The following is a 24,431-nucleotide window of genomic DNA, read 5'->3' as shown; positions in this document are numbered from 1 at the left end:
ATCAGTAAGACTTTCCGCGTGCGTTGACAGGCCAAAGCGTCTCGACCTTGCCGTTTCGCAGCCCGACGTACCAGTCGTGCAGATTGCAGGTCGGGTCGCAGTGGCCGGGAACAAGCCGCAGCGTGTCATTGATCTGCAGAGCACTCTCAGGGTCGGTGACCACGCCATGTTCGTCCGTGCACTGCACATATTCGACATCCGTCCGGCCAAAGACAACGGGGAGCCCGCTGTCGACCGATTGCACCTTGAGCCCCGCATCGACGATGGCGCGCCCCCGTTTGACATGGCTCATCACTCGGGTCAGCAGGAAAAAGGCATTCTCCCATGCGCCCGCGTCGATGCGTTCCCCATTTTCGTCAAGGACGCGGCCGTAGTCCGCATCCATGAAAGCGTAGGAGCCGCATTGAACCTCTTTGTAGATGCCTGACGCCCCCTCGAATGGGTAGGAACCGGTGCCACCGCCGCCGATGATGTCACAGGCCAGCCCCTCGGTATCGAGCGCGGCCACAAGGGTCTTTACCTGCGCAATGGCGACGTCGGCCTTCGCTTTGCGTTCCGCGTAAGACCGCAGATGTTGCATCGCGCCCTGGTAGGCTTGGATGCCGGCGAATTTCAGACCCGGTGCCGCGTCAATCGCCCTGGCGATGGCGACGGCATCGGCCGTCTCGGTCACACCGCAGCGGTTTGCGCCGCAGTCGATCTCGACCAGCGCCTCAATCTCGGTGCCGTTGGACTGCGCGGCTTTGGAAAGCTCGGCGACGTTGTCCAGATCGTCGACGCAGACCAGCGCGCGTGCGCCCAGTTTGGGCAGCCGCGCAAGGCGGTCGATCATCACTGGGTGTCGGACCTGGTTGGTGATCATCACATCCGTGATCCCGCCCCGGACGAAGGCCTCTGCCTCGGACACCTTCTGGCAGCAGACGCCGCAGGCGCCGCCCAGACGCTGCTGCAGAAGGGCGATGTCCACTGATTTGTGCATCTTGCCATGTACCCGGTGCCGCATCCCTTGGGCGCGGGCCCAGTCGCCCATCTTGCGGATGTTGCGTTCGAGCGCATCCAGGTCGAGGACAAGGCAGGGGGTGACGATATCGGATTCGTCCATACCGATGGTGGCGGGCACGTCATAGCCAAGTTCCAGGTTCTCCGATCGATCCTCGCCCTGCATGGTTCTGCCTCCGTGCGTATTGGTCTTCTGTCCTGAGGTAGCGAAGTGAGATCGAGAAGAAAAGACAGGTGAGAAGCGGATCGTCCGATCTGGAGTTCGTGGCGTCGATGAAGGGGATGTCGTCAAACCCGGTTCGCCGGAAATGCCCGCTCAAGCAGGTGGCCGAGTGCTTGCTATCTCCGCGCCAACGGAACAAATGCTGGGATGAATGAGCACAATGCGCACGACAAGTCCGTCGACGTCCGGGTGTCTTCCAACTTAGCCCGAGTCAGAACAATTGACGCAAGAAAGAAGGGGCCCCGCTGATTGATAAGGTTCCGATCCTCAGGGTGCAATCGAGAAGGCATTCACCGTTGCGGAGACATTACGCAGATCCACCGCGCCCAAGGGTGTCACGCGGGCGTCTTTGCCCACTACCCTTTCGGTCGCAACGATGGCGTGCTCCGTCATCTTTCCACGGTCACAAAGCCGTGCAGCGACATTCGCCGCATGGCCGATCACCGTGAAATCCAGCCGCTCGCGCGAACCGACATTGCCGTAGAGCACGCTGCCGAAGTCGATCCCTATGGCGGAACTGCAGGTCGGCGTGTCTGCCCCGCGTGGCTGGTCGAGCGCGGCAACAATCGCCCTTGCTGCCTCGATCGCCTGCGCGCAGGCGGCCTCGGCATCGTCCCCTGCTGGGAAGACGGCGAGCACGGCATCGCCGATGAATTTGAGCACTTCGCCGCCGTGTGCGTCGGCAAGGGTCGAGACGGTCTCGAAGAAATGGTTGAGCAGGTCGAGGTAGACATCCCTTTCCAGGCTTTCGGCCAGGCGGGTCGAGTCGCGCATGTCGCAGAACATGATGGCTGCGTCGATCTTGTCCCCGTCTCCACGGCGGATTTCACCGCCAAGGACTCGCGCGCCGGACCTCTTGCCGACGTAGGTCTCCAGCAAAGACCGGGCGTTTTCGCGCTGGGTGAAGACTTCGTAGAACCGGCTGATGGTGGAGGCACATTCGAAGACCAACCCGAGGTTCGCGGTGGTGAACCCGTCGGGATGATCGCTGGCAAGGGTCAGCACGTTCATCTGCCCGTTCGAGAAGGGAAGCGGCATCGCGACATAGTCCGTCGCGCCGCGGTCCTGCAGGTCCTGCAGGATCGGAAAGCTGTTCTCGGCGATCTTCTCACCGAGCTTCTGCCGGATGCCACCAAGTCCTTCGGAAACATGCCGGAGGGGCGAATTTACGAAGCCCGGATGATCGTAGATCTCGTATGACGGGGCGAAGGTCGTGACCTTACCCGTCGCCTTGTCCCAGACATAGTTCTTGCCCGCGATCAGCGGGTGCAGGGACCAGATCATCACGCTCAGCCGCGACAGGCGGATGCCCTGGTCAGACAATCTCTCGCAGAGCGCGGTGGTCAATTCCTCGGGCGATCCGATATAGGCGGCCTCTCGCAGCAGCCAGTCGGTGAGCTGCCCACTGATGTGACCGGACCTGTCCGGCTCCAGCCGGTTTTCGCCGATGTCGATCTCCGCTCCCACGGTCGGCATGAATCCCAGGTGCCCCTCGATCCCGCGACTTTCCGGAAGGGCGTCGTCGTAGGACCAGACGGCGTTCGGAAAGGATTGACCGTCGATAGTGAGGTCGCGGTAGCGGGCGGTGCCTTTGAAGGGGCAAAAGGTCTGCAACTCGGTCTGCGGCCCCAGATCGGCCAGCACGTCCTCTTGCGGGAAATAGACGACAGGGGGCAGCCTTGTCTCGTACATGACCTTCGCCGACGTACTTGAGGCGAGAACCGCTCCGTCGCGCACCGCGGTCACGCGCCCGACGAGCGGCACGGTGCGAATGCCGTAGCCCTCGCTCTTGGTGTCGGTACTTCGAGACATACCAGCCTGTAGTTCCTTCCTGATCCTGTCACCTCTGCACATAAGGCTGGCTGCCGGATGCCGAGCCGTCAAGGCCAGGCGGCGAGGGCGCGCTTCACCTGCGCGTGAGCGGTTGATCCAAATCATGGGACGGCAGGGCGAATTGGTCGATCCTGAAACGAGCACGGCGATGAGGGTTACGCGGTCGATCGGCGCGGGACGTGCCCAAGGGTTTGCTGCCCTCGCAATGTGCTGAAATGAACCGAGACCCGGAAAAGCATCCTGACATGGAAGGCGACACCCTGAACCAGCTTGAGATCGGCACCGGATTGATCGGCGGGCTTGCGCTGTTTCTATTCGGGCTGGATATCCTGACGCGCGCGCTCAAGCAGATCGCGGGCGCATCGCTCAAGGACGTATTGGGGCGGATGACGGGAAACCGGGTAAAGGGGCTCCTCGCCGGTGCGGGGATCACGGCCGTGATCCAGTCGTCCTCGGTCACCACGGTCCTGCTGGTGGGCTTTGTATCGGCGGGGCTGATGAGCACCGCTCAGTCGGTTCCCGTCATCATAGGGGCCAACATCGGTACAACGATCACCGCGCAGGTTCTGGCCTTCAAGGTTACCGCGCTTGCGCTACCGCTCTTGTCGGTGGGTTTCTTCGCGGGATTGATCGCCAAGAGCAGGTCAACCCGCGAGTACGGTCGCATCCTGCTGGGGCTTGGCATGGTGTTCTTCGGCATGTCGATCATGGGGGATGCCATGGCGCCGCTGCGGGTCCATGGCCCGGTGATCGACTTTCTCGCTTCGCTCGACAACGTCTGGCTTGCTGTGGTCATCGGCGCAGGCTTCACCGCGTTGGTCCAGTCTTCTTCGGCAACGACGGGCATTCTGATCGTGATCGCGGGGCAGGGGTTGATGTCGCTTGAATCCGCCGTCGCCGTGATGCTCGGCGCGAACATCGGCACCTGTGTCACCGCGCTGCTCGCCTCCATCGGTCACCCGCGCGAGGCCGTGCGCGCGGCGCTTGTGCATACGCTGTTCAACGTGGGCGGCGTCATGATCTGGATCTGGTTCATCCCGCAACTGGCGGGTTTCGCCACTTCTCTCTCGCCCGCGGGGGAGGTAAACATGCCGCGTCAGCTTGCCAATGCGCATACGCTCTTCAACGTCCTGAACGCGCTTTTCTTCATCGGCTTCACCGGACCGATGGCGGCCCTGTCACTCCGGCTTCTGCCTGACCGTGCGGGACGGGAAGAACCCGAGTTCGCTCCGCATTTCCTCAATTCCGAGTTTCTCGGTGTGCCCGCGCTTTCGATTGACGCGCTGCGCCGCGAGATACATCGCCTGGGCGGACTGGTGCGCGAGATGCTGGAGGCGGCTGTCCCGGCGCTGACGTCCGGCAGCCCGCTCGACGTTGACCGGGTGGCGGTCATGGACCGGCCTGTCGATCTGCTGCACCGCGAGATCGTGCGCTATACCCGCGAGATTTCGCTGCGCAGCCTGCCAGCCGATCAGTCGGACCTGTTGGTGGGGCTGATCAAGATCGCCAACGACCTCGAACATGCGGGCGACCTCGTCGCGACCAGCCTTGTCACATCGGCGCGCAAGCGCATGGAGGAGGGGATCGACATCAGCCCGGCGACCGCGGGCATTATCGCCGAGCTGCACCGCGAGGTTGTCGATGCCTTCGATGGCACCATGCAGGCGCTTGATGCCCAAGACGCAAGTCTGGCCGAGGCGGTGCGGGCGCGCAAGCCGACCTTTTCCAGCATGATCGACCGTTTCGCCCTGCACGAGTCCGAGCGCCTGCGCATCGGAGACGGCAAGCGGCTTCAGACATACACGCGCGAGATCGAGTTGACCGAAACGCTCGATGACCTCTTCAAGATCATCCGCCGTATCGCGCGGACCGAGCTTGGTCTGTTCCGGGCGCCGCCGGAAGCCAAGCCGGACTGACCGAGATCAAGGGGGCAGGAATTCTGGCGTCCTAGTCTGAATGCGGGCGTGAGGAGGAGAACAAGAATGGAAGAGGCGCAGCATCACATCGTCGGTGCCGGGATCGCGGGGCTTGCGGCGGCCGTTTACCTGATCCGGGATGCCGGTTGCGCGGGGCGGGACATCCATATCTACGAACAACTCGATGTGGCGGGCGGTGCGCTGGACGGATCGGGGGATGCCGAAGCGGGATATCTCACCCGGGGCGGGCGCATGTTCGAGGAGCATTTCGCCTGCACCTTCGATCTGCTGGACACGATCCCCTCTGCCGACGATCCTTCCGTCTCTGTCACGCAAGACATCATGGCCTTCAACCGGATGGTGCCCGGCTCCTCCAACTGTCGCCTTGTGCGCGGGGGCAAGCCTGCGGAGGACCGGTTCGAACTCACGCTCCATGCGCAGGATATCGTCGATATCAACCGGCTGATCCTGATGTCGGAAAGGTCCTTGGCCGGGCGCAGGATCGAGGATTTCTTTCAGCCGTCTTTCTTCGAGAGCAACTTCTGGCTGATGTGGTCAACGATGTTTTCGTTTCAGCCCTGGCATGCGCTTGTCGAGATGCGCCGCTACTTGCGCCGGTTCATACATCTCTTTCCCGGTTTCACACGGATCGCCGGGATCCTGCGCACCCGGTATAACCAGTACGATTCGCTCATCGCGCCTGTTCTTCGATGGCTGGAGGAGAAGGGGACCGTCGTTAAGAAGGGCCGCCGATTGACCGATGTTAAGATCGACGGAACGCTCGACGACCGCCGGATCACGGCCCTGGTCTTTGAAGATGGGGGCAAGGTGGATATGTCGGACAAGGACCGGGTCTACCTCACGCTTGGTTCCATGACAGACGGGGCTGTCGAGGGGACCAACGATCGCGCACCAAGCCTTGACGACACCTTCGGCGGCGCCTGGCGTCTCTGGCACCGGCTCGCCGCACGGCACGAAGGTCTCGGGCGGCCGGAGGTCTTTTGCAGTGATCCCCAGAAGACGGCATGGCATTCGTTTACCGTGACGCTGGACGGCCCGGAGTTCTTCGAATTCATGGAGGATTTCACCAACAATCGCACCGGAACGGGCGGGCTTGTCACTTTCGCGGACTCAGGCTGGCTGCTTTCTGTCGTGCTTTTTCATCAACCCCATTTCCGCGATCAGAAGCGTGGCAAATACGTGCTCTGGGGCTACGGGTTGCGCGGCGACCGGGACGGCGATTTCGTGGGCAAACCCATGTGGCAGGCCACCGGCAACGAGATCATCGAGGAGCTGTGCGGCCAGCTCCGGCTTGCCGACACCCAGAGGAGATGGTTCGCTGGGGCGCCGGTGAAGCCCTGCCGCATGCCTTTCATCACCAGCCAGTTCATGCCGCGCCAGCCCGGTGACCGGCCGGCTGTCCTGCCGCAGGGTGCCGCTAACTTTGCCGTGATCGGGCAGTTTTGCGAGCAGCCAAGGGACTGTGTCTTCACGGTGGAATACTCCGTGCGCTCGGCACGCAACGCGGTTGCGGGTCTCACCGGGCGCGTCAGTCCGCCGCCGCCGGTCGCGCGGACCGACATGGACCCGATGGTCCTGATCCGGGCGGCGCGGGTGCTGGTGGGGATGTAGACGTGCGTCCGGGGGCAGCTCTCCAAAGCTCTGAAATGCCGGAAATCCAGGCAGTTCTTACTATTCTGAGCGGTTCCGGAAGAGCCGATCAGACCCTTCGGTTGAATTTCCAGAGCTTGAATTGCGCGCCGCAGTCAACTGCGCCGTCCTTCCATCAACCCGCTCGATTCAAAAAGGATATCGGGCTAAGCTTTGGTGCGGAGACCTGCATGAAACGACATTTGCGCGCGATACTTGCCGCCGACATGGTCGGCTACAGCCGGCTGATCGAGGCGGACGAGTTCGGCGTGGTGCAGCGGCAAAAGGCGCATCTTTCGGAACTGATTGAGCCGCTGCTGGCCAAGCATGACGGCCGCCTCGTCAAGCTCATGGGAGACGGTGTTCTTGCCACCTTCGATAGCGTGATCGACGCGGTTTCATTCGCGGTAGAGGTCCAAAGAGCGATGCCGGGGCGCGAGGCCGCGCATCCCGAAGAAACGCGCATTCGGTACCGGATCGGCGTGAACCTCGGTGACGTCCTAGAGGATGAGGGGGACATATTCGGCGACGGCGTGAACATCGCCGCACGGCTGGAGGAAATGGCCGATCCCGGCGGAATTTGCATCTCCGGCACGGCTTATGACCATTTGAAATCGCAGGTCGACGTGGGCTATGAGCCGCTGGGCGAGGTCAGCGTCAAGAACATCGAACATCCGGTTCGGGCCTACAGGGTATTGCTTGATGCGGACGCGGCCATTGTACCGGCAGAAAAGCGACGCAAGCGTCCGTTCATTCCAGCAGTTCTGGTTGCCCTGCTTGCGCTGGGCGTAGGGGGCTGGCTCGCCGTCGACCGCTTGGGATTTCCTTCATCCGACACGCAGACCGATATGCTGGTATCCGAAAACCGGCAGGATGACAGACCATCCATCGCGGTGCTGCCGTTCAACAACCTCGGTGGCGGGCCGGAGCAGGATTATTTCTCGGACGGGATGACGGAGGATCTGATTACCGATCTCAGCCAGGTCTCCGGCCTGTTCGTGCTCGCCCGGAATACCACCTTTGCCTACAAGAACCGTGCCGTGAACGTCCAGAAGGTCGGTGAGGAACTCGACGTCGCATTCGTGCTCGAAGGCAGCGTCCGAAAGGCGGGCGAGCGGGTGCGCATCAATGCCCAGCTGATCGACGCCAAGACAGGCGGGCATGTCTGGGCCGCGCGCTACGACGGAGAGCTGACCAATGTCTTTGCCTTGCAGGACACGGTCGTTCAGCAGATCGTCGAGGCGCTGTCGGTCGAGCTTGAGGCGGATGAGGAGGAACGCCTGAAGCGGGATGTCCAGGTCAATTCAGAGGCCTACGACCTGGTGCTGCGCGGGCTTGAACGGATGCGGCGCTTTTCCCCGAATACGAACCTCGAGGCGCGGGAGTTCTTCGAGGCCGCGCTGGAGGTCGACCCCGATTATGGGCGTGCCCTTGCCGATCTTGCCCTGACCTACGCCATGGAGGCCGAACAGCACTGGACGGATTCGCCGCAGGTGGCCGGGCAGAAGGCGATCCAACTGGCAGAGGAGGCGCGCGCCATTGATCCGCGGGTGGCGCAGACGCATTTCGTTCTTACCGTGGCCTACCGCGTGGTGGGTCGAGTCGAGGACTCTATCGATGCGGCCCATGCCGCGCTGAAGCTTGATCCGAACTACGCCGATGGCTATGCCACGCTGGCCAGCAGCCTGAATTACGCCAACCGTCCCGAGGAAGCGCTTGCCGCGATCCGCCTGGCGATTGAGCTGAACCCGATTGCCGCCTTCTTCTACACCTGGATCGAGGGACAATCCTACTACATCCGCGGCGATCTGAGCCGCGCGCGGGAATTGTTCGAACGCGTGGTAGAGCGCAACCCCGCATTCACCGCCGGGCATCGCATGCTGGCTGCGACTTATGTCGAGCTGGACATGCAGGACGATGCCGAATGGGCCGCGCACGAGGTCATCGCGACGGCGCCCGGTTTCACCGTGGATACGGATCCGACCTTCCTGACGTTCACCGACGAGGCGACCCGTCTGCGCTACAAATCCAGTCTGCGCTCCGCTGGATTGCCCTGAGCGCAGATTCGCAGCTGGGATGTCTGGTTTGCGAAGTCGGCGATTGGAAACTCAATGCCTACGGGGAGCTTTGGAATAGCGCAATCAGAACGGCCATGTTTCCCGCTGTGTACCGCGTGGTTTCCTGAAAGGTCCTCGAAACAGGTCCTGCATGCGCGATGGCAAAGGTGATCGTGTCCCCCCTGTATAGGACGTCATTGCGGGACTTGCCGCGCAGGAAAGGTCACCCCGACACTCAGCCCGCCCGCCCGGTCGCATAGAGAGGCGACGTGGTATCCATGCTTTTCTGCAATCTCGTTCACGATCGACAGGCCCAGCCCCTTGCCCTCCTTGCCTTCTGCGGTTTCGAAGATACGGGTGGACCGGCCCTTGGCGCGTTCGAACTCCGCACTGGACAGCCCCGGGCCGGTGTCGTGAATTTCGACCCGCAGATCGTCACCCCGACGACGGACACAAAAGAGAATCTTGCCGCTGTCGGTGTACTTTATGGCATTCGACAGCAGGTTGGAAATCACCCGCATCGCCGCAAGGGGTTCGACGCCGATGTCGTTGCTTGACGGATAGTACCGCAGATCCAGCCCCTTCGCCGTCGCATCGGGCAGGAACATCTGCATCACGCTGTCGGTGACCTTGCGCAGCCCGAAGGCATTCGCATCGTCCGCTGGCCGGTGGGTCGCCAACGTCTCTGCCGTCACCTCGTTCTCGCGCTGCTGGGTGGCGGCGGCCATCAGGTCCTCGATATAGGCGAACGAACTCTCCATCTCCTCAACCGCTGCCGGAGTATCGCGTTTCTTGTCGAGCATCGCCCGAATGTTCAGCCGTAGCACGGCGAGGGGCTGTTGCAGGTCGTGCAGGGTGTCGGCGCTGGCGATGTCACGGTCGCGCAGTTTTTCGGTCTCTTGCGCATAGCGCTTCTCGAGGTCGGCCAGACGGGCCAGCAGTTTCAGATTGCGGTTCTCTTCCTCGTAGCGTTCGGCGATGGCCTTCTGCCGCGACTGGCGCAGCTGATTGTAGCGATCTGCGATGGACAGACCCATAAGCGTCGCGTCGATCACCATGACCGAGCGGATGGCATCGTTCTGGAAGTCCTGCGAAATTTCGATCCCCAGCCAGTGCCGCATGCTCATGATCGCAGCAGCACAGAGGAAACCGATCCATGCAAGCACGAAGAATCGGACTTCTTTGAAGCGGGTCAGGGCAGCAACAAAGCCGGAGAAGGCGCACATGCTGACAGAGATCAGCGACAAAAGCACGAGGACCTTTTTCAGCATCTGTCGGTCAAGGAACAGTGAGGAGATCACAAGGGCGGTGGCCACGATGATCACCGCCCAGAGCAGCTTGTCGATGACCGGGTTGTTCACCCGCGTGTTCAGGAAAACACGCGCGAAATTCGGTGCAAATATGATGATCGCCGCACCCAGGGGAATCGAGGCAAAGCTGTTCCACGCGGGGCTTTCCGGCCAGAGGTACTGAAATGTCACCCCGTCGCTGTGCATCACGTAGAGAAGGGCCGCCATCCAGTTGCAGATATAGGCGGGAAAAACAGCGTGCCGGTACACCGCAAATCCCAGCAGGGCGAGCAGCACCGGCAGGATCATCATCCCGTAGTAAAGGAAGTTCTTGGCTGTGCGCGTGGCCGCCGTCGCCGCGAAGCTTGCCGCTGTTTCGAACGCAAAGGCCAGGTGCGACGAGCCTTCCGACCAATAGGTGATGTAGAGAGTTGCGGTTTCGCCCGGCGCCAGCTCCATCGGCGCGACCATTTCGGGGTAGGGAATAGGGCGTTTGTCGAACCCGTCTGTCAAGCCAACGTCATAGGTGGTGTCGATGCTTCCGTCGGACCTGACGATGTGCACTGCCAAGAACTGTTTGAAGTTCTCCCGGAAATGAATGCGCCATGAATGGATGTCGTCTGTCGCGTTGAAAATCTCGAGGCGCAGCCAGATGTTCTCGTCGACATAGCCGAAGTCGGGAAAGGTGGTCTCGACCGGTCTGAAATCTTCCCTCGGCAGGTCCGCCACTTCGTCGATGCCCAGTGCGCGCGTCGGGTCCAGCAAGTACGCAATATGGCCTTCAAGGGTGTCGGGCAGGCGTGGACCGGTAAGCTCGGTCACGGAAACTTGCGCGGACACGGGTCCTGCCTGGGCCGTCAAAACGCTTGTGACGACCAGAAAAACAACCAAGATGGAGCCAAGACACCGCAGAAGCGGCGGAAGGAGCCGATGGCAAAGGGCAGTCACTACCGCACCATCGTCGCGGACGATCATCGGCTCATCGCCTCCGGCCTTGCGGTCGAGCTTGAGTTGCGCGGCCACGATGTCGCGGGTATTGCCGAGAACGGTCTCGATGCCATCTCGATGATCAAGGCGCTCCAGCCCGATTGCGCGGTCCTTGACATCAACATGCCCGGCGCCAACGGGGCCGAGGTCTTTCTAGAGGCCAAGCGTTGGTCTCCCGAAACCCAGTTCGCCATCCTGACGGCCCACCCTTCGGCAAGTCTGTTTGCCAGCCTGATCGAGGCGGGTGTGAACGCGATCTTTCTCAAATCTGATGATCCAGCCGAGATCTGTGACGGTATCGCACGGATGCTGAGGGGACAGACGGTGCTGTCCCGCTCGGTCGTCGGGGTGGTCACACCACAGACCGAGACACAGGAGCTGACCAATCGCGAATTGCAGGTGCTACAGGGCATTGCGCGCGGGCTTTCCAATGTCGCGATGGCCGAAGACATGGGCATCAGCGCCAAGACCGTGGATACGCATCGGACCAACCTGATGAAAAAGCTTTCGGTTCATTCATCCGCGACGCTCCTGATGAAGGCGGTCAAGCTTGGCCTGATCTCGGTCGACAGCTAGATCGGCCGCGCCGTTGGCAGGCCCTTGCCAGTTTTCGGTAGCTACAGCCTACGCGCAAGAAAAAACCGTGCACATCAGGCGATCACACCAATTGCCCATCGCGGCACCCCAGTGCATTGCGGCACATGAACGGGTCGGTCAGCGAGTGTCAGAGATCGAGCGCTCTCCGCAGTTGGCGCGTCAATTGTCGGCAGAGGCGAGGGCGTCAGCGTAGGTGTCGCGCAGCACGTTCTTCTGAACCTTTCCCATGGTATTTCTGGGAAGGTCGTCGATCAGAAGAAGCTTTCGGGGATGCTTGAACCGCGCCAGTGATTTGCCCGTCTCGGCGGCAATTGCATCGAGGTCCGGATCGGCGCCCGGTTCAGGCACGATCAGCCCCAGGACCGTTTCACCGAAGTCTGCATGCGGCACGCCGATCACGGCACTTTCCAGGACGCCGGGTTGCGCGTCGAGCACCAGTTCGATTTCCTTTGGGTAGATGTTGTACCCGCCCGAGATGATCAGGTCCTTGTCCCGCCCGACGATCGACACGTAGCCGTCCTCGTCGATCTGGCCCAGGTCGCCTGTGATGAAGAAACCGTCTTCCCGCAGGTCCTCCGCCGTCTTTTCAGGCATCTGCCAGTAGCCCTTGAAGACGTTTGGACCGCGCACTTCGATCTGTCCGATCTCGCCCTGAGGCAGAGCTTTCCCCGTCGCCGGATCGGTGATCTTCAGCTCGACGCCCGGCAGCAGAAATCCCACGGTCCCCGCGCGGCGTTCGCCGTCGTAGGGGTTGGAGGTGTTCATGTTCGTCTCGGTCATGCCATAGCGTTCGAGGATACGGTGACCGGTGCGCGCCTCGAAGGCCTTGTGCGTCTCTGCCAGCAGCGGAGCGGAACCAGAGACGAAGAGGCGCATGTCGGCGACAAGCTCGGCAGTGAAACGCGGATCGTCGAGAAGGCGTGTATAGAAGGTGGGTACGCCCATCAGGGTGGTCGCCTTTGGCAATGCGGCGATCATCTGGTCAAGGTCGAATTTAGGGAGGAAGATCATCGCGCCCCCCGCCGCGAGAATGACGTTCGTCGCCACGAAGAGACCATGGGTATGAAAGATCGGAAGCGCGTGAAGCAGCACGTCGTCCGATGAAAAGTGCCAGTAATCTACCAGCGTCTCGGCATTGGACAGCAGATTGTTCTGCGTCAGCATCGCCCCCTTGGACCGTCCCGTGGTGCCGGAGGTGTAGAGAAATGCGGCCAGATCATCGGGAGCCCGCGCAACCGTGTCGAACTGCAGGGGCAGGTCCTTGGCTGCCTCGCTCAGGCTCCCGCTGCCATCGGCGTTCAGCGTCTCGATCCTTGCGCCATAGCTTTCGGCCAGTGGCGCGAGATCGGCGCGCTTGGTTTCGTCGCAGAGAACCAGCTTTGCGCCGCTGTTCTCTATGAAATAGGCCAGTTCGCTTGTCTTATAGGCGGTATTCAGCGGCAGGAACACCACGCCCGCCTGCACGCAGGCCCCATAGAGCGCGAGCGCCTGGGGTGTTTTCTCGAGTTGCGCCGCCAGCCGGTCACCGGGTGCAAGCCCCGCCTGTGTGATCGCATGGGCGATTTGCGCGACCTTGCCGAGAAAGTCTTCGTAGCTCCAGATGCTGCCGTCAGCCAGATGAAGGAAGGCCTCCGACTTGCCTGCGTGGGCACCGAAAAGGGTGTCGTAAAGCGGGTTTGTCATGCGCGACTCCTAGGGTGTGAGCTTTTCCGCAGCCGCGCTCAGCGACCGGATTTCGGACGACATTGCGACTTCCTGGGCGCTGGCGAAACGCTCGTGGTTCTGCGAGACGCGCTCGAGGTCATAGAGGTAGTTGACCATCACCCCATGCGACTCGCGCAGGCCCTTGTCGGAGGTATCCGCGCCGGCATGCACGCGGTAAACCTCTGCACCATTGCCGAGGTGAAATCGGGCAACGGGGTCCAGCGGCAGGTTGTCGGGCCGTTTCGCGGAGGTCAAATAGTGTGCCGCCAGCGCCTTGAGGCGATCGGCATCGTCGGGCTCGGCGGTATCCGTCCGGTCGTCAAGCCAGCGTCCAAAGCCCGGGATGGGTGACAGGGTCACGAAGGTCTTCAGCCCGGAAAGCGCGAGCGACAAATCGGCCGCCACCTGCTTGATCAGCGAGTTCCCGAAGGAGATGCTTGCGAGCCCAGCCTGACAGTTCGAGATCGAGTAGAATGTCGCGGTGTCCGCGTCCTCCGCTGCCAGCGGCGCGCGGTCCTCGGCAAGCAGATCCTGAATGGAGCTTGGAACGCCCGTCGTCAGCGCCACCTCGACAAAGATCAGCGGCTCGTCCGGGATCGCAGGGTGAAAGAAGGCAAAGCAGCGCCGGTCGGCGGGCTCCAGCCTGCGGCGCAGATCGTCCCAGCTGTCGATGGCATGGACCGCCTCGTAGGCGATGATTTTCTCGAGGATATGCGCGGGGCTCTCCCAATTGATCGGGCGCAGCACCAGAAAGCCGCGATTGAACCAGCTTGCAAAAAGGTGTCGGAAGTCGAGATCGAGCGCTTCGAGCGCGGGCTCGCCCCGGCCCAGCCGCAGAAGGTCCGCCCGCATCGCGACGAGCGCCTTGGTCGCGCCCGGTACTTGGTTCAGTCGCCGGATCAGTTCCTGCCGCGGCGGTTCGGCCGCCATCATGAACGCGCGGTAACTGTTCTTGGTCTGGCCCTGCTCGTAGGCATCAAGCGCGTCACGCACGGCGCTTGGCAGGATCGTCATGTCCTCGGCAAGGTGGTGGAAAAAGGCGCGTTTTTCCGCGTCGTCGGCCCGGGCAAAACGGGCAAGGATGCTGCGCGCGACGGCCACGCCAGACACCTCTCCGGTGGACCCCATAAGGTCGACAGTGAGCGCCTGGAATGGCCGGTCGTCGTCTACAGCGCCCCGGCCCGAGCGGTTGTAACGCCGCTCGAAAACCGTCGAGAGCAGATCGGCCAGAAGGGTCATAGCGCGGGGCCCATCACCATGTCCGGCAGCCAGAGCGCGAGGCCCGGGAAGAGGCAGAGCAGGATGATCGCCACCACCATGCAGCCCACGTAGGGCATGGAACCCACGAGAATCGTCTTGAGCTTGATATCGGGCGCGATGCCATTGATCACGTAAAGGTTCAGGCCCACCGGGGGCGAGATCAGGCCGATTTCCATGTTGATCGTCAGGACAACGGCAAACCAGATCGGATCGAATCCAGCGGTCGTGATGATCGGCAACAGGATCGGTGCCGCCATCAGGATCACCGCGACGGGCGGCAGGAAGAAACCCGCAACCAGCAGGAAGAGATTGATCATCCCCATCAGCACCCAACGGTTCACGTCAAGCGAGCCGATCCATTCGGCGATGGATTGCGTGATGAAGAGCGAGGACAGCATGTAGCTGAAGACGCCCGCCGCGCCGATGATGAACAGGATCATCACCGATTCCTTGGTGCTGTCGCGCAGCACTTCCCAAATCTTGAGAGGGCTCCAGAGTTTGTAGATCACCATGGCGATCACGAGGCACAGCAGGGCACCGACTGCTGCCGTTTCGGACGGAGTCGCGATGCCGCCGTACATGGCATAGAGCACGCCGAGGATGATCAGGATAAAGGGCAGGACGCGGGGCAGGATTTCGAACCGCTCGCGCCAGGTGTAGGAGCCCGCGCGCAGCACGTGGGCGTCGCCGGACTTCCAGGTGGAATAGAGCGACCAGAGCATGAATAGTCCGACCAGCATCAGCCCCGGAATAACGCCCGCGAGGAACAGCCGTCCGATGGAAGTCTCTGTTGCGATGCCGTAGACGATCATCGTGACGGATGGCGGGATCAAGATGCCCAGCGTACCGCCCGCCGCGATGGAGCCTGCGGCAACCTCGTCCGGGTAGCCGCGCTTGCGCATCTCGGGGATGCCCATCTTGCCGATGGCCGCGCAGGTTGCGGGGCTTGAACCGGACATGGCCGAGAACAGGGCACAGGCGCCGAGGTTCGACACCACGAGGCCACCCGGCACACGGGTCAGCCAACGCTCCAGCGCCTCGTAAAGGTCTGCGCCCGCGCGGGTCGAGGCGATCGCCGCCCCCATGATGATGAACATCGGGATCGACAGCAGGGCAAAGTTGTCGAGTTTGCCGAAGAAAATCTCGGGCATGAGGCTGAGCGCCGACATGCCGTCAAAGACGATCAGGAAACCCGCCGAGACGACCAGCAGGCCTGCCGCGACCGAAATGCCTGAGAAAAGCACGCCGACCGTCGCAATCGCGACGATTGCGCCAAGTGTCAAAGGGTCCATCAGTCAGCCCTTTCCGCGATATCGGCGAGTGTCGCCTCGGCACCGAGGCCGAAGGGATCCTCGATCTTGAGGAGCATTGCAAAAAAATCGGCCGCCAGTTGCAGTGCATAAAGGCCAAAGCCAACAGGCAGCGCGAGGTAGGGCACCCAGAGCTTGGGGTTCCAGGGCGTGTTGGACGTCTCGCCCCAGTCCCACGCCTCATGCCAGAAGTGATAGCCGTACCACAGCATCGCCCCCGTGATGGCGATGGTGAGCAGCAGCACGAAGAAGGCCAGCAGCTTGCGCAGACCAATCGGCAGCATCAGGGGCAGAAGGTCTACGTTCACGTGGCCACGCAGGTACTGGACGTATGGCAGGCCAAGCATTGTCGCGGCGATCATCATGTAGGTCACGCCCTCGGTCTGCCAGATCGTCGAGCCGTTCAGCACGAACCGGATAAATATCATCTGGCAGGTGATCGCCACGGCGGCGAGGATTAGCAGCGCCGCGACGATCCCGGAGAGCTGGCTGAGCCAGCCGATGACGCGGATCACGGGGTTGCCACCATGGGGCGCGGTGACATGGGGATGGGACGAGCCGGACATGTCGGCCTCTCTCTTCTTGGCAGGAGAAATGAAAAAGGCCGGACAGCGCGTTGCGCGTCCGGCCTGTCAGGTCACTCGACGGCGAGTGCCAGATCGAGCAGTTTCTGGCCTTCGGGAGAGCCTTCGAGGAATGCCTTGTACGCAGTCTCTTGCGCGATGGCACGCCATGCGTTGAACTCTTCCTCGGACATCTCGGCGATCTCCACGCCGTTCTTGGCAAATGTCTCGCGTGCCGCGCCGTCTTCCTTCTTGGCCTCTTCGAGGTAGAAGGCCTCGGCCTTAGCGGAGGCATCCATCAGCGCCTTCTGCTGATCGGCATTCAGACCGTCAAAAACGGATTTGTTCATCAGCATCGGCTGGTACATGAACCACAGCGCGTAATCGCCAGCGGGCGTAAAGCAGGCAACCTGCTCGTAAATGCGATAGCTGACAAAGGACGAAGAGGAGGTGTTGGCCGCATCCAGAACGCCGGTCTGCATGGCGTTGTAGATCTCGGCCGAGGACATCGAGGCGATCGAGGCGCCCGCACCTGCCAGCATCTGCTCGAATGCCTTGCCGGCCGCACGGGTCTGAAGGCCCTGAACGTCATCGGGGCCTGTGATGCACTTCTCCTTACCGGCGAAGCCGCCCGCAAGATAGCCGTGCACCAGAACCATGACGTCATCCTCGGCCATGATCTTTTCGATCTCTTCCATGAACGGGCTCTCGTTCAGGCGCGCGGCGTGATCGTGGTTCTTCACGAGGCCCGGCATTAGCGTCAGGTTATAGGCGTTGCGCAGGCCGCCCGCGTAGGACAGGGGAAAGACGATCATGTCCACCTGGCCGCGGGACAGGGGCTTGTACTGCTCACGCGCCTTGAAAAGCGACTGGCTGGGGAAAATCTTGATATCGAGGCCGACATTCGCAGCCGCAACTTCGTCCGCGACGATCTGGGCGACCTTATGGCGCACGTCGCCCTCAGACCATTGGTGCGAGACGCGAAGCTCCTGCTGGGCCTCGGCGGAAAACGCGAAAACGGATAGTGCCGCGGCGGCGGCGATTGCAGTAAATTTCATGCTGGTTCCTCCCAATTGCGGCGCGCAGCACGCCACTTCACGACAGACGTTTTAGTGCATCGTGATCGATGGTCAATATTTTTGTATACAAGAAAGCAATTATTGTCCTCTAGAGAATTTGACTGTATACAAGGCTTATGGAAAGAAAACGCTCAGATCTGATTGCCGACGCGCTTGAGGCGCTGATCCTCGAAGGTGGATTTGCCGACGGCGAACGGCTAGACGAACAGCAGCTTGCCCAGCGCTTCGATGTGTCCCGCACGCCGCTGCGCGAGGCCTTTCAACGGCTGGCGCTTTCGGGACTGGTCGAGCAGATACCGCGCCGGGGCGTCTTTGTTCGCCAGCCCGGGCCGGTGGAAATGATGGAGATGTTCGAGGTCATGGCCGAGCTTGAGGCGGCCTGCGCCCGCCTGGCTGCCGCGCGCATCAGCGAGGAAGCCCTCCAAAACCTGCATGCCACCAACGAGCGCTGCAATGCCGCCGTCGAAGCGCGCGACCACGACGGCTATTACCGCGAGAACGAGCGGTTTCACGCGATCCTGTACCAGCAGTCCGGCAACGGCTTTCTCGAGCAGGAGTGCCAGCGCCTGCACAAGCTTCTACATCCCTTCCGCCGTTTGCAGCTGCGCCTGCGCGGGCGCCTGCGACAGTCCATGGCCGAGCACGAAGAGATCGTTTCGGCGCTCGAGGCAGGGGACGGGCACCGGGCCGCCGAGGCCATGCGTGCCCATGTCGCCGTGCAGGGCGAAAAGTTTCACCACCTGGTCGCGTCACTGAAACACGCCGCCGAATAAGGCATGTTCCGCATGGCCGGGCGCACCTCCGCTTGTTGATCATCGCGGTCGACATGCATTACCAAAACACACAATGACTTGGTGACCGCAACAGTCGGGGAGGCCGTCGATGAATGGGCCGGATGCCATCCCGGGTCCGGAATACGTTGCCTGGGCAAAAGCACAGACGCAGGCTCTGGGGTTGTCAGCCGAACGCGCGCAGAACCCTCCGGCGGAGCGAATTGCACAGCTCGCCTCGATGTTTCACGAGGGGCAGTACCTCGCAGTCACCGAACGCATCCGGCGCGAACTGGTTACATATCCGGCCTCCTTCCAGCTTCTGAACATCGCGGGCATGGCGCTGCGGAAACTTGGTCAGTTCAGCAAAGCAACCGATGCATTTCAGAAGGTCGCGGCCCTCTTGCCGGGCAGCGCTGCGCCGCTGAACAGCCTCGGCGTGGCGTTTCAGGAGGAGGGAATTCTACGCGCCGCAGCGCGGTGTTTCGAGAGGGCCATCGAACTCGAACCCGATCTGGCGGGGGCGCACTACAACCTCGGCAACCTGCGACGAGACCAGGGGGCACCGGAAGAGGCGCTCGCGGCTTACCGCAGGGCCGCGTCCCTTGCCCCGAAGAATGCCGAGGTATTCAACAACATGGCGAACATGTTGCAGGACATGGGGCAACCTGAGGAAGCTGTCGCATCTTATGAACAAGCCGTGGCGGCCTGCCCTGACTAAGCGGAAGCCCATTACAACATGGCTCGCTCCCTGAAACGCCAGGGCAGGATCGACGCTGCAATCGCGGCGCATCGGCGCGTGCTTTCACTGAGGCCGGATCATTTCAACGCCCGCGTCGGCTTGGCCAATGCCTTGAAAGAGGCCGGTGAAATGGACAAGGCGATCAACACCTACGCCGGGGTCGTGTTTTCGGAAGCCCCCGACCTCCCTGCCGAGGCACGGTTCGACGCGGTGCGCAACTTGCTTGCCCTTCCCATCGGGACGCTGGACCGCGGGATGATCGACCGATTGGCGACACGGATGAAGGATGTGGTGCGCGACCAGCCTGTGCCGTCCCGCGCTCAATTCATGCGAGCCAATCTTCTTGCGCACCAAGGCAAGATCGCCGAAGCGGCGAGGGTGTTCAAAGAGGCGAATGCGGCGAAACATTCCGAGATATCTGCCGAAGTCACCGCAGAGAGCCATTCGTGGCAAGGCACCTGGGACACGCCCAATCCTCCGCCGCTGGCTGGTCGAAGGCCAGGGGACATGCCATTCGAAGTCCTGCTCCTTCTGGGGCCAACGCGGTCCGGCAAATCCTCTGTCGAGCAGGCTTTGGCCGGTGATCCGTCCGTCCTGCCCCGATATGAGGCCATAAATTTCGGTTTGCTCCGCGCGCACGGGCCGGAGGACCTGGCAAGGCTTCCGACCGAAGAAAGGGGCGGCCTACTACGGCAGGCTCTTTATCTCAGCAGGGTAACGCAGGATCAATTGGCGGGCCGTATCGTGGTCTGCACCAATCCCAATCTTGTCCATGTCGTCCCGGCTCTGCTGGCCCTGGTGGGTCGTCTTAACATCGTCTGGATCGACCGGGGCGGTCCCGGCCACATGGCCGATATCTTCGCCTCTGATTACGTGGACGGGAATTTCTATGCCTACGATATCGACAACATCACGAGCTACTTGTCTGCCTATGCCAAGCGCATGAGCGAGTTGATGAAGGCGCTTCCGGATCAGGCAATCAGGGTCGCTTTCGCGGATTTCCTGAACGACCCGGCAGCACAGATCGGTCGCATCGCAGCGTTGGTCGGCAGGCCTCTCGTTCAGGGTGGTGTCCCTGATGCCGCGGCCGCGAGACGCCATTGCGCTTATACCGAAGACCTGGCGCGTCATCTGCTTTGACACAGCCTCGCCGTCCGGACGCCGCGCGGGATGCGCAAGAACAAAAGGCGCGCGACAAAGACTTGTCGAGCGCCCTCTCCCGTGCAGAGCACCGCGCCAGTCTCAATTGCCGGGCGGATGGCCTGATCGTCAGGCCGCCGATCAGATTTCCAGAACTGTGCTGCCCGTGGTCTGACGGCCCTCCAGCGCCTCATGCGCCTTTGCCACGTCGCGCAGGGCAAACCGCTGACCGATCTGGATAGTGACGTCCTTCGCCAGCACCTTGTCGAACAGATGTTTCGCCATGGCCTGGCAGTCCTCATGCTGTGCGATATGGGTGAAGAGCGTGGGGCGGGTGAGCTTGAGAGACCCCTTCTGCCCGAGAACGGCGAGGTTGAAAGGGGGGACCGGGCCAGATGCGTTACCAAACGAAATCATCATGCCCAGCGGTGCCAGCGAATCCAGCGAACCATCGAAGGTATCCTTGCCCACGGCGTCCATCACCACTTTGACACCCTTGCCCTCGGTCAGGTCACGGACCTTCCGGACCCAGTCGCCCCCGCGGTAATTGATGCAATGCGCCGCGCCATGATCGAGCGCAAGCTGGCACTTCTCGTCCGATCCGGCGGTTCCGATCAAGGTGATCCCTTCCGAACGCGCCCACTGACAGGCGATCAGGCCGACACCTCCGGCAGCGGCGTGGAAAAGGACGGTGTCCCCCTTCTCGATCGGCGTCGTGCGGTGGAAGAGGTATTGCACGGTCAGCCCCTTGAGCATCATTGCCGCCCCTTCCTCGAAGGAGATGCCCTCGGGCAGCGGGCAGACCTGCGCGGCCGGCATGACCCGCGCCTCCGTATAGGCTCCGGGCGGGTTGGCGGCATAGGCGGCGCGATCGCCGACTTTGAGATGCGTCACCCCTTCGCCCACCGCCTCGATCACGCCTGCGGCTTCCATCCCCATGGCGTGGGGCAGGGTCATCGGATAGAGGCCGCTGCGCTGGTAGACGTCGATGAAGTTCAGCCCGACGGCCTTGTGGGCGATGCGCACCTCACCCTTGCCCGGCGCGCCGACCTCGATATCGGTCAGCTTGAATTTCTCCGGTCCGCCATGTTCTTCGATGATTGCTGTAAGTGCCATGAATTACCTCCCAGTTGGAGGCAAATAGAAACATCGAGAGGCGCATGTCCAGACGATTCGGGAATTCGGGCAACGCGGAAATCCGGCGACGGAGCCAGGCCCCGAAGGCACCTTGCATAGTCTACATTCCGGTCGTTCCGTCCAGGTCACCCTCCGCGAGGAGCGTCTCGATGCTGGCAAAATCCGCCATCTCGAATATCTCTGTCGGGGAGAGCTGGCGGCCCAATATCTCCTCGATCGCGGCGACCACACGGAAATGGGCCAGGCTGTCCCAACTGTTGCAGCTCTCAAAGCTGGTGTCCTGCCCGATTTCCGATGGGGCGAGCCCCAGCGCATCGGCGAGCAGCTGTTTCGCCTTCGTTGTTTCCGTCATCCTGGCTCAAGCCCGCGAGACGCGCGCCAGTCTTCGGCGAGACACTCGAAATACATGGTATCCATCAGTTCTCCGGTCAGCGGGGACCGCCAGGATTTGCAATCATGGCCGATGAAGCGGAAGCCGAGCTTTTTGTAGTTGTAAACCGAACTGACGTTGCGGGCGAGGACGCGGCCCGCGAACCGGACGACCCTGGGCGACTGGCTGAAATGATCCATCAGTCCGCCTCTGACTTCTTCAAAGACACCCTTCCCCCACCACGTCTTGTCCGTGAGTGCGATCCCCATGTTCGCGGTGCCGGACCGGTTGAGCCGGATACGGTGCGCCCCGATCGTCTCGTTGCCGTCTTTTGTCACGATGGCATGAAAGAACAGGTTCCGCCCGTCCGGAACATCAAGCTGTGCGGCCCAGTGCAGGCGTGAATAGGAAGTGCTTTCGTACATCAGCGCGTGCAAGGTATCCGGATCGTTTGCCCAGGGCAGGGTGGTTCTGACGGCCTGAAGCCATGAGCAATTCACCAGTTTGAACCGCTCGGTCCGGACTGTCTCGACGAGGTAGCAGTCCTTTGGCCTGCTGAGGAATCCTAACGCCATCTGTCGATCATCTCTTGCTGAATGGCCTGGCGCGCCAGCTTGCCGCGATCGTTCTTCGCGATTTCGCTCACGATTTCGATGCGGCTCGGGACAGCCTCGGAGCGGGCCTGGGTGCGGCACCAGGCCATAAGGTCAAGGTCGGTGACCTGCGCCCCATCATTCGCGCGGACCACTGCCCCGACGAGTTCGCCCGCGATGGTGTCCGGAATGCCGAATGCACAGGCCTCGGCAATGGCCGGATGCCGTTCAAGGAGCATATCGACCTCTTCGGCCAGGACCTTGATTCCCCCCCGGTTAATTTCATTCTTTGCCCGCCCGACGAGCCTGAGGCTCTGATCCCCGGCAAGCTCACCGATATCGCCGGTCAGGAACCCACCCTGTTCGTGGTCTGCCAATCCCGCCTCACCCCACAGCCCCAGCATCATGGTGGGTGACATCAGCGCCACCTCTCCACGTCCGCTGTCGTGCAATCCGCCATCCCTCAGCACGCGGAACGCGCCTCCCCAGGGTTTTCCGACAAACCCATCGGCATCTCGTTCCGGCCGCCTGCCGCCGGATATCCAATTCGCGGTTTCTGTCATGCCGTAGGTATTGAAGACATCTCGGGTGCCGCACCACTCTTCGATGCGTTCCCAAAGGTCCTGCGTCAGCGGGGCCGATCCGACGTGGACGCGGAGCGGTGGCGACGCAGGTGGTGCCGACATCCGCAGGACCATGCGCCACATCGAGGGGACTGAGCTGAGGAAAGTGATACCAAGTTTGTCGAGCAGTGCACCGAACTCCGACAGATCCTTAAGGTCGGGTTTGTCCAGAATATGAAGGCTCTGACCGGCGTAAAGAGCCGTCAGGCAATTGCCGATCAGGCCATGGCCGAAGAACAGCGGAAGCGGACAAAGCGTGCGGGCCAGCACTGGTAAGCCGATCTCGCCCACGTTCAGCCTGAGTCGTGTCTCCAGTGTCTTGAGGTCGTGTGTCACCCCCTTCGGCACGCCTGTCGTGCCGGAAGTCATCAGAATGAGCGCCGCGTCGGGCCAGATCGGTGCGGCTGGCGTTTGGCCCTGAACACTGTGCAGGCCGTTATCGTCGATCCACAGGAGCGGTGTCACGCTTGCCCGCACGCGCGTCTTCTCGTCATGAGCTAGCCCGGGGTTCACGAGCACCGAACAATGTCCAGCTGCCCATGTCGCGAAGAGGTTCACAAGAACGTCCAGCGGATCGGAAACGCCGATGACAACCCGCGACGGACCGTGGGCGCACAAAATTGACAGCGCGTGAACCCTGTCCGCCACGCGACGCGCTGTTTCGGCATAGTCCAGTGTTTCGCCGCGCCGGACGGAATGGATTGTCATGCTTTCGGGCAAGGCCCTGAGCAAGGCCGTCGTCTGAAGTACGTTCTTGTGTGTCCGAGGGTTCAAATCAGGTATCCCGGGGCTCTGCGACGTTCGTGCCGGATCGGCACTCCCAATCATGTGGGTTACAAGGCACCGCATGCGGGAGATCGTGTCAACATGGTCCCACCCGGTGATCCCCTTGACGAGTGCGGCGGGCGGAAGCCGGATGTTCACGGTCGATGAAGACTGGGCACCGCTTGCCCGCAAAGGAACGTGCCGGCCTTCACCCAAGGTGGGGTTTATCCCATGATTTCGGTCGCGAAAGCCGCTATGCAGGGGAAGAACGTCTTTCTACGGGGGAATGAAGAGGTGCTCAGGACGGCAGAGCTGCATACCGCGACAGATCAGACGGACTACGACATCGCCATGGGCATGATGGTCCTTCTCGGTGCGACGTCCGCCTTTGGTGCACTGCCGTTGACACAAGCTGTCGCCGTCGTTCACGGCGCGCTCAGATCCGAGAAATTCCGCATCTACCTTGGCAGCAACGATCGGCCGAGCGCGGCTCTGCTCTGGGCACATCTCGGCGATGAGTCCGCGGCGGACTACCTTGAAAGGGATACCTCGTGGACCCGCGCGCCTGGAGCAGCGGAAATGATCTGTGGTTTATTCACGTCATCGCCGATGGCGGCAAGATCAAGGATATCATCGCCGACGCGGTGGAAAGCCCGATCTTTCGGGATCACGAACGCGCCTTCATGCTGCGCGTCGGCCCGACGGGCCGACGTCGCATTGTCAGCTTCACGAGAGATGGGATGCAGTTGGTCAGAACCCTAGCGCAATAGACGAAGTACAGCCACAGGACATTATCCGGCGCCTCCCACCGGTCCTTCCCGCTC

At 61.7% G+C, this 24,431-nt stretch carries 20 protein-coding genes and 1 pseudogene; 9 read left to right on the top strand and 12 right to left on the bottom strand.

Annotation, left to right across the window (positions count from 1 at the left end):
• Position 1: 1 nt before the first annotated feature.
• Positions 2-1,165, bottom strand: coding sequence for a 3-hydroxy-D-aspartate aldolase BhcC (gene bhcC, locus AB2B41_RS15080; RefSeq protein ID WP_367878639.1), 1,164 nt, complete (start codon positions 1,163-1,165; stop codon positions 2-4).
• Positions 1,166-1,489: 324 nt separating this feature from the next.
• Complete coding sequence (locus AB2B41_RS15075) at positions 1,490-3,034, bottom strand: DUF427 domain-containing protein (RefSeq protein ID WP_367878638.1); 1,545 nt, start codon at positions 3,032-3,034, stop codon at positions 1,490-1,492.
• A 266-nt stretch (positions 3,035-3,300) separates the two neighbouring features.
• Here AB2B41_RS15075 and AB2B41_RS15070 point away from each other — a divergent pair, with 266 nt between their 5' ends.
• From AB2B41_RS15070 to AB2B41_RS15060, 3 genes are all read left to right on the top strand, one after another.
• Positions 3,301-4,971 carry a Na/Pi cotransporter family protein gene (locus AB2B41_RS15070; RefSeq protein ID WP_367878637.1) on the top strand — a complete coding sequence of 557 codons (1,671 nt, stop codon included), beginning with the start codon at positions 3,301-3,303 and terminating at the stop codon, positions 4,969-4,971.
• A gap of 48 nt (positions 4,972-5,019) precedes the next feature.
• Positions 5,020-6,603, top strand: coding sequence for an oleate hydratase (locus tag AB2B41_RS15065; RefSeq protein ID WP_367878636.1), 1,584 nt, complete (start codon positions 5,020-5,022; stop codon positions 6,601-6,603).
• Between the two features lie 209 nt (positions 6,604-6,812).
• Entirely contained in the window at positions 6,813-8,678 is a 1,866-nt protein-coding gene (locus AB2B41_RS15060; protein ID WP_367878635.1) for an adenylate/guanylate cyclase domain-containing protein, read from the top strand.
• Positions 8,679-8,872: 194 nt separating this feature from the next.
• Here AB2B41_RS15060 and AB2B41_RS15055 read toward each other — a convergent pair whose 3' ends face one another.
• The gene (locus tag AB2B41_RS15055) at positions 8,873-10,789 is read right to left on the bottom strand and encodes a sensor histidine kinase (protein ID WP_367878634.1); all 1,917 of its coding nucleotides are present in this window, start codon (positions 10,787-10,789) and stop codon (positions 8,873-8,875) included.
• A 108-nt stretch (positions 10,790-10,897) separates the two neighbouring features.
• Here AB2B41_RS15055 and AB2B41_RS15050 point away from each other — a divergent pair, with 108 nt between their 5' ends.
• On the top strand, positions 10,898-11,530 hold the full coding sequence (locus AB2B41_RS15050; protein WP_367878633.1) for a response regulator: 633 nt from the start codon (positions 10,898-10,900) through the stop codon (positions 11,528-11,530).
• Between the two features lie 180 nt (positions 11,531-11,710).
• Here AB2B41_RS15050 and AB2B41_RS15045 read toward each other — a convergent pair whose 3' ends face one another.
• From AB2B41_RS15045 to dctP, 5 genes are all read right to left on the bottom strand, one after another.
• A complete protein-coding gene (locus AB2B41_RS15045) occupies positions 11,711-13,234 on the bottom strand; it encodes a malonate--CoA ligase (protein ID WP_367878632.1) in 1,524 nt (507 codons plus the stop codon).
• 9 nt (positions 13,235-13,243) lie between these two features.
• The gene (locus AB2B41_RS15040) at positions 13,244-14,494 is read right to left on the bottom strand and encodes a malonyl-CoA decarboxylase (protein WP_367878631.1); all 1,251 of its coding nucleotides are present in this window, start codon (positions 14,492-14,494) and stop codon (positions 13,244-13,246) included.
• On the bottom strand, positions 14,491-15,807 hold the full coding sequence (locus AB2B41_RS15035) for a TRAP transporter large permease (protein WP_367878630.1): 1,317 nt from the start codon (positions 15,805-15,807) through the stop codon (positions 14,491-14,493). Before AB2B41_RS15035 ends, AB2B41_RS15040 begins: the two co-directional genes overlap by 4 nt.
• Positions 15,807-16,391 carry a TRAP transporter small permease gene (locus tag AB2B41_RS15030; RefSeq protein ID WP_367878629.1) on the bottom strand — a complete coding sequence of 195 codons (585 nt, stop codon included), beginning with the start codon at positions 16,389-16,391 and terminating at the stop codon, positions 15,807-15,809. Before AB2B41_RS15030 ends, AB2B41_RS15035 begins: the two co-directional genes overlap by 1 nt.
• A 71-nt stretch (positions 16,392-16,462) precedes the next feature.
• Positions 16,463-17,446 carry a TRAP transporter substrate-binding protein DctP gene (gene dctP, locus AB2B41_RS15025; protein ID WP_367878628.1) on the bottom strand — a complete coding sequence of 328 codons (984 nt, stop codon included), beginning with the start codon at positions 17,444-17,446 and terminating at the stop codon, positions 16,463-16,465.
• 137 nt (positions 17,447-17,583) lie between these two features.
• On the opposite strand from dctP, the gene AB2B41_RS15020 reads away from it, so the two are divergent.
• The 4 genes and pseudogenes from AB2B41_RS15020 to AB2B41_RS15005 all read left to right on the top strand — a co-directional run bounded on the left by AB2B41_RS15020 (position 17,584) and on the right by AB2B41_RS15005 (position 20,119).
• Complete coding sequence (locus tag AB2B41_RS15020; protein WP_367878627.1) at positions 17,584-18,240, top strand: GntR family transcriptional regulator; 657 nt, start codon at positions 17,584-17,586, stop codon at positions 18,238-18,240.
• Positions 18,241-18,349: 109 nt separating this feature from the next.
• Positions 18,350-18,958: a tetratricopeptide repeat protein gene (locus tag AB2B41_RS15015; RefSeq protein ID WP_367878626.1), complete on the top strand. Its 609-nt coding sequence runs from the start codon at positions 18,350-18,352 to the stop codon at positions 18,956-18,958.
• Between the two features lie 12 nt (positions 18,959-18,970).
• A pseudogene (locus AB2B41_RS15010) lies at positions 18,971-19,147 on the top strand (tetratricopeptide repeat protein); the annotation flags it as partial.
• Between the two features lie 87 nt (positions 19,148-19,234).
• The gene (locus tag AB2B41_RS15005; protein ID WP_367878664.1) at positions 19,235-20,119 is read left to right on the top strand and encodes a sulfotransferase; all 885 of its coding nucleotides are present in this window, start codon (positions 19,235-19,237) and stop codon (positions 20,117-20,119) included.
• A 141-nt stretch (positions 20,120-20,260) separates the two neighbouring features.
• On the opposite strand, the gene AB2B41_RS15000 is transcribed toward AB2B41_RS15005, so the two are convergent.
• From AB2B41_RS15000 to AB2B41_RS14985, 4 genes are all read right to left on the bottom strand, one after another.
• Complete coding sequence (locus AB2B41_RS15000) at positions 20,261-21,235, bottom strand: quinone oxidoreductase family protein (protein WP_367878625.1); 975 nt, start codon at positions 21,233-21,235, stop codon at positions 20,261-20,263.
• Between the two features lie 121 nt (positions 21,236-21,356).
• Positions 21,357-21,608, bottom strand: a complete 252-nt coding sequence (locus AB2B41_RS14995) for an acyl carrier protein (RefSeq protein WP_367878624.1) — start codon at positions 21,606-21,608, stop codon at positions 21,357-21,359.
• Complete coding sequence (locus tag AB2B41_RS14990; RefSeq protein ID WP_367878623.1) at positions 21,605-22,201, bottom strand: GNAT family N-acetyltransferase; 597 nt, start codon at positions 22,199-22,201, stop codon at positions 21,605-21,607. The genes AB2B41_RS14995 and AB2B41_RS14990 overlap by 4 nt, the downstream gene beginning before the upstream one ends.
• The gene (locus tag AB2B41_RS14985; RefSeq protein ID WP_367878622.1) at positions 22,192-23,550 is read right to left on the bottom strand and encodes a class I adenylate-forming enzyme family protein; all 1,359 of its coding nucleotides are present in this window, start codon (positions 23,548-23,550) and stop codon (positions 22,192-22,194) included. Before AB2B41_RS14985 ends, AB2B41_RS14990 begins: the two co-directional genes overlap by 10 nt.
• 608 nt (positions 23,551-24,158) lie before the next feature.
• On the opposite strand from AB2B41_RS14985, the gene AB2B41_RS14980 reads away from it, so the two are divergent.
• A complete protein-coding gene (locus AB2B41_RS14980) occupies positions 24,159-24,377 on the top strand; it encodes a hypothetical protein (RefSeq protein WP_367878621.1) in 219 nt (72 codons plus the stop codon).
• Positions 24,378-24,431 lie beyond the last annotated feature (54 nt).

Source organism: Sulfitobacter sediminis (assembly GCF_040811725.1).
GTDB lineage: Bacteria > Pseudomonadota > Alphaproteobacteria > Rhodobacterales > Rhodobacteraceae > Sulfitobacter > Sulfitobacter sediminis.
The sequence above is the reverse complement of the archived record's forward strand: the minus strand, read 5'-3'. Positions and strand labels throughout refer to the sequence as shown.

What these genes read in the sequence shown, in the direction of transcription:
- AB2B41_RS15060 (WP_367878635.1), top strand. Translation starts at nt 6,813, where the DNA reads ATGAAACGACATTTGCGCGCGATACTTGCCGCCGACATGGTCGGCTAC.
- AB2B41_RS14995 (WP_367878624.1), bottom strand. Translation starts at nt 21,608, where the DNA reads ATGACGGAAACAACGAAGGCGAAACAGCTGCTCGCCGATGCGCTGGGG.
- AB2B41_RS15050 (WP_367878633.1), top strand. Translation starts at nt 10,898, where the DNA reads ATGGCAAAGGGCAGTCACTACCGCACCATCGTCGCGGACGATCATCGG.
- AB2B41_RS15070 (WP_367878637.1), top strand. Translation starts at nt 3,301, where the DNA reads ATGGAAGGCGACACCCTGAACCAGCTTGAGATCGGCACCGGATTGATC.
- AB2B41_RS15045 (WP_367878632.1), bottom strand. Translation starts at nt 13,234, where the DNA reads ATGACAAACCCGCTTTACGACACCCTTTTCGGTGCCCACGCAGGCAAG.
- AB2B41_RS14985 (WP_367878622.1), bottom strand. Translation starts at nt 23,550, where the DNA reads ATGACAATCCATTCCGTCCGGCGCGGCGAAACACTGGACTATGCCGAA.
- dctP (WP_367878628.1), bottom strand. Translation starts at nt 17,446, where the DNA reads ATGAAATTTACTGCAATCGCCGCCGCCGCGGCACTATCCGTTTTCGCG.
- AB2B41_RS14990 (WP_367878623.1), bottom strand. Translation starts at nt 22,201, where the DNA reads ATGGCGTTAGGATTCCTCAGCAGGCCAAAGGACTGCTACCTCGTCGAG.
- AB2B41_RS15040 (WP_367878631.1), bottom strand. Translation starts at nt 14,494, where the DNA reads ATGACCCTTCTGGCCGATCTGCTCTCGACGGTTTTCGAGCGGCGTTAC.
- AB2B41_RS15000 (WP_367878625.1), bottom strand. Translation starts at nt 21,235, where the DNA reads ATGGCACTTACAGCAATCATCGAAGAACATGGCGGACCGGAGAAATTC.
- AB2B41_RS15030 (WP_367878629.1), bottom strand. Translation starts at nt 16,391, where the DNA reads ATGTCCGGCTCGTCCCATCCCCATGTCACCGCGCCCCATGGTGGCAAC.
- AB2B41_RS15020 (WP_367878627.1), top strand. Translation starts at nt 17,584, where the DNA reads ATGGAAAGAAAACGCTCAGATCTGATTGCCGACGCGCTTGAGGCGCTG.
- bhcC (WP_367878639.1), bottom strand. Translation starts at nt 1,165, where the DNA reads ATGCAGGGCGAGGATCGATCGGAGAACCTGGAACTTGGCTATGACGTG.
- AB2B41_RS15005 (WP_367878664.1), top strand. Translation starts at nt 19,235, where the DNA reads ATGATCGACCGATTGGCGACACGGATGAAGGATGTGGTGCGCGACCAG.
- AB2B41_RS15015 (WP_367878626.1), top strand. Translation starts at nt 18,350, where the DNA reads ATGAATGGGCCGGATGCCATCCCGGGTCCGGAATACGTTGCCTGGGCA.
- AB2B41_RS15075 (WP_367878638.1), bottom strand. Translation starts at nt 3,034, where the DNA reads ATGTCTCGAAGTACCGACACCAAGAGCGAGGGCTACGGCATTCGCACC.
- AB2B41_RS15035 (WP_367878630.1), bottom strand. Translation starts at nt 15,807, where the DNA reads ATGGACCCTTTGACACTTGGCGCAATCGTCGCGATTGCGACGGTCGGC.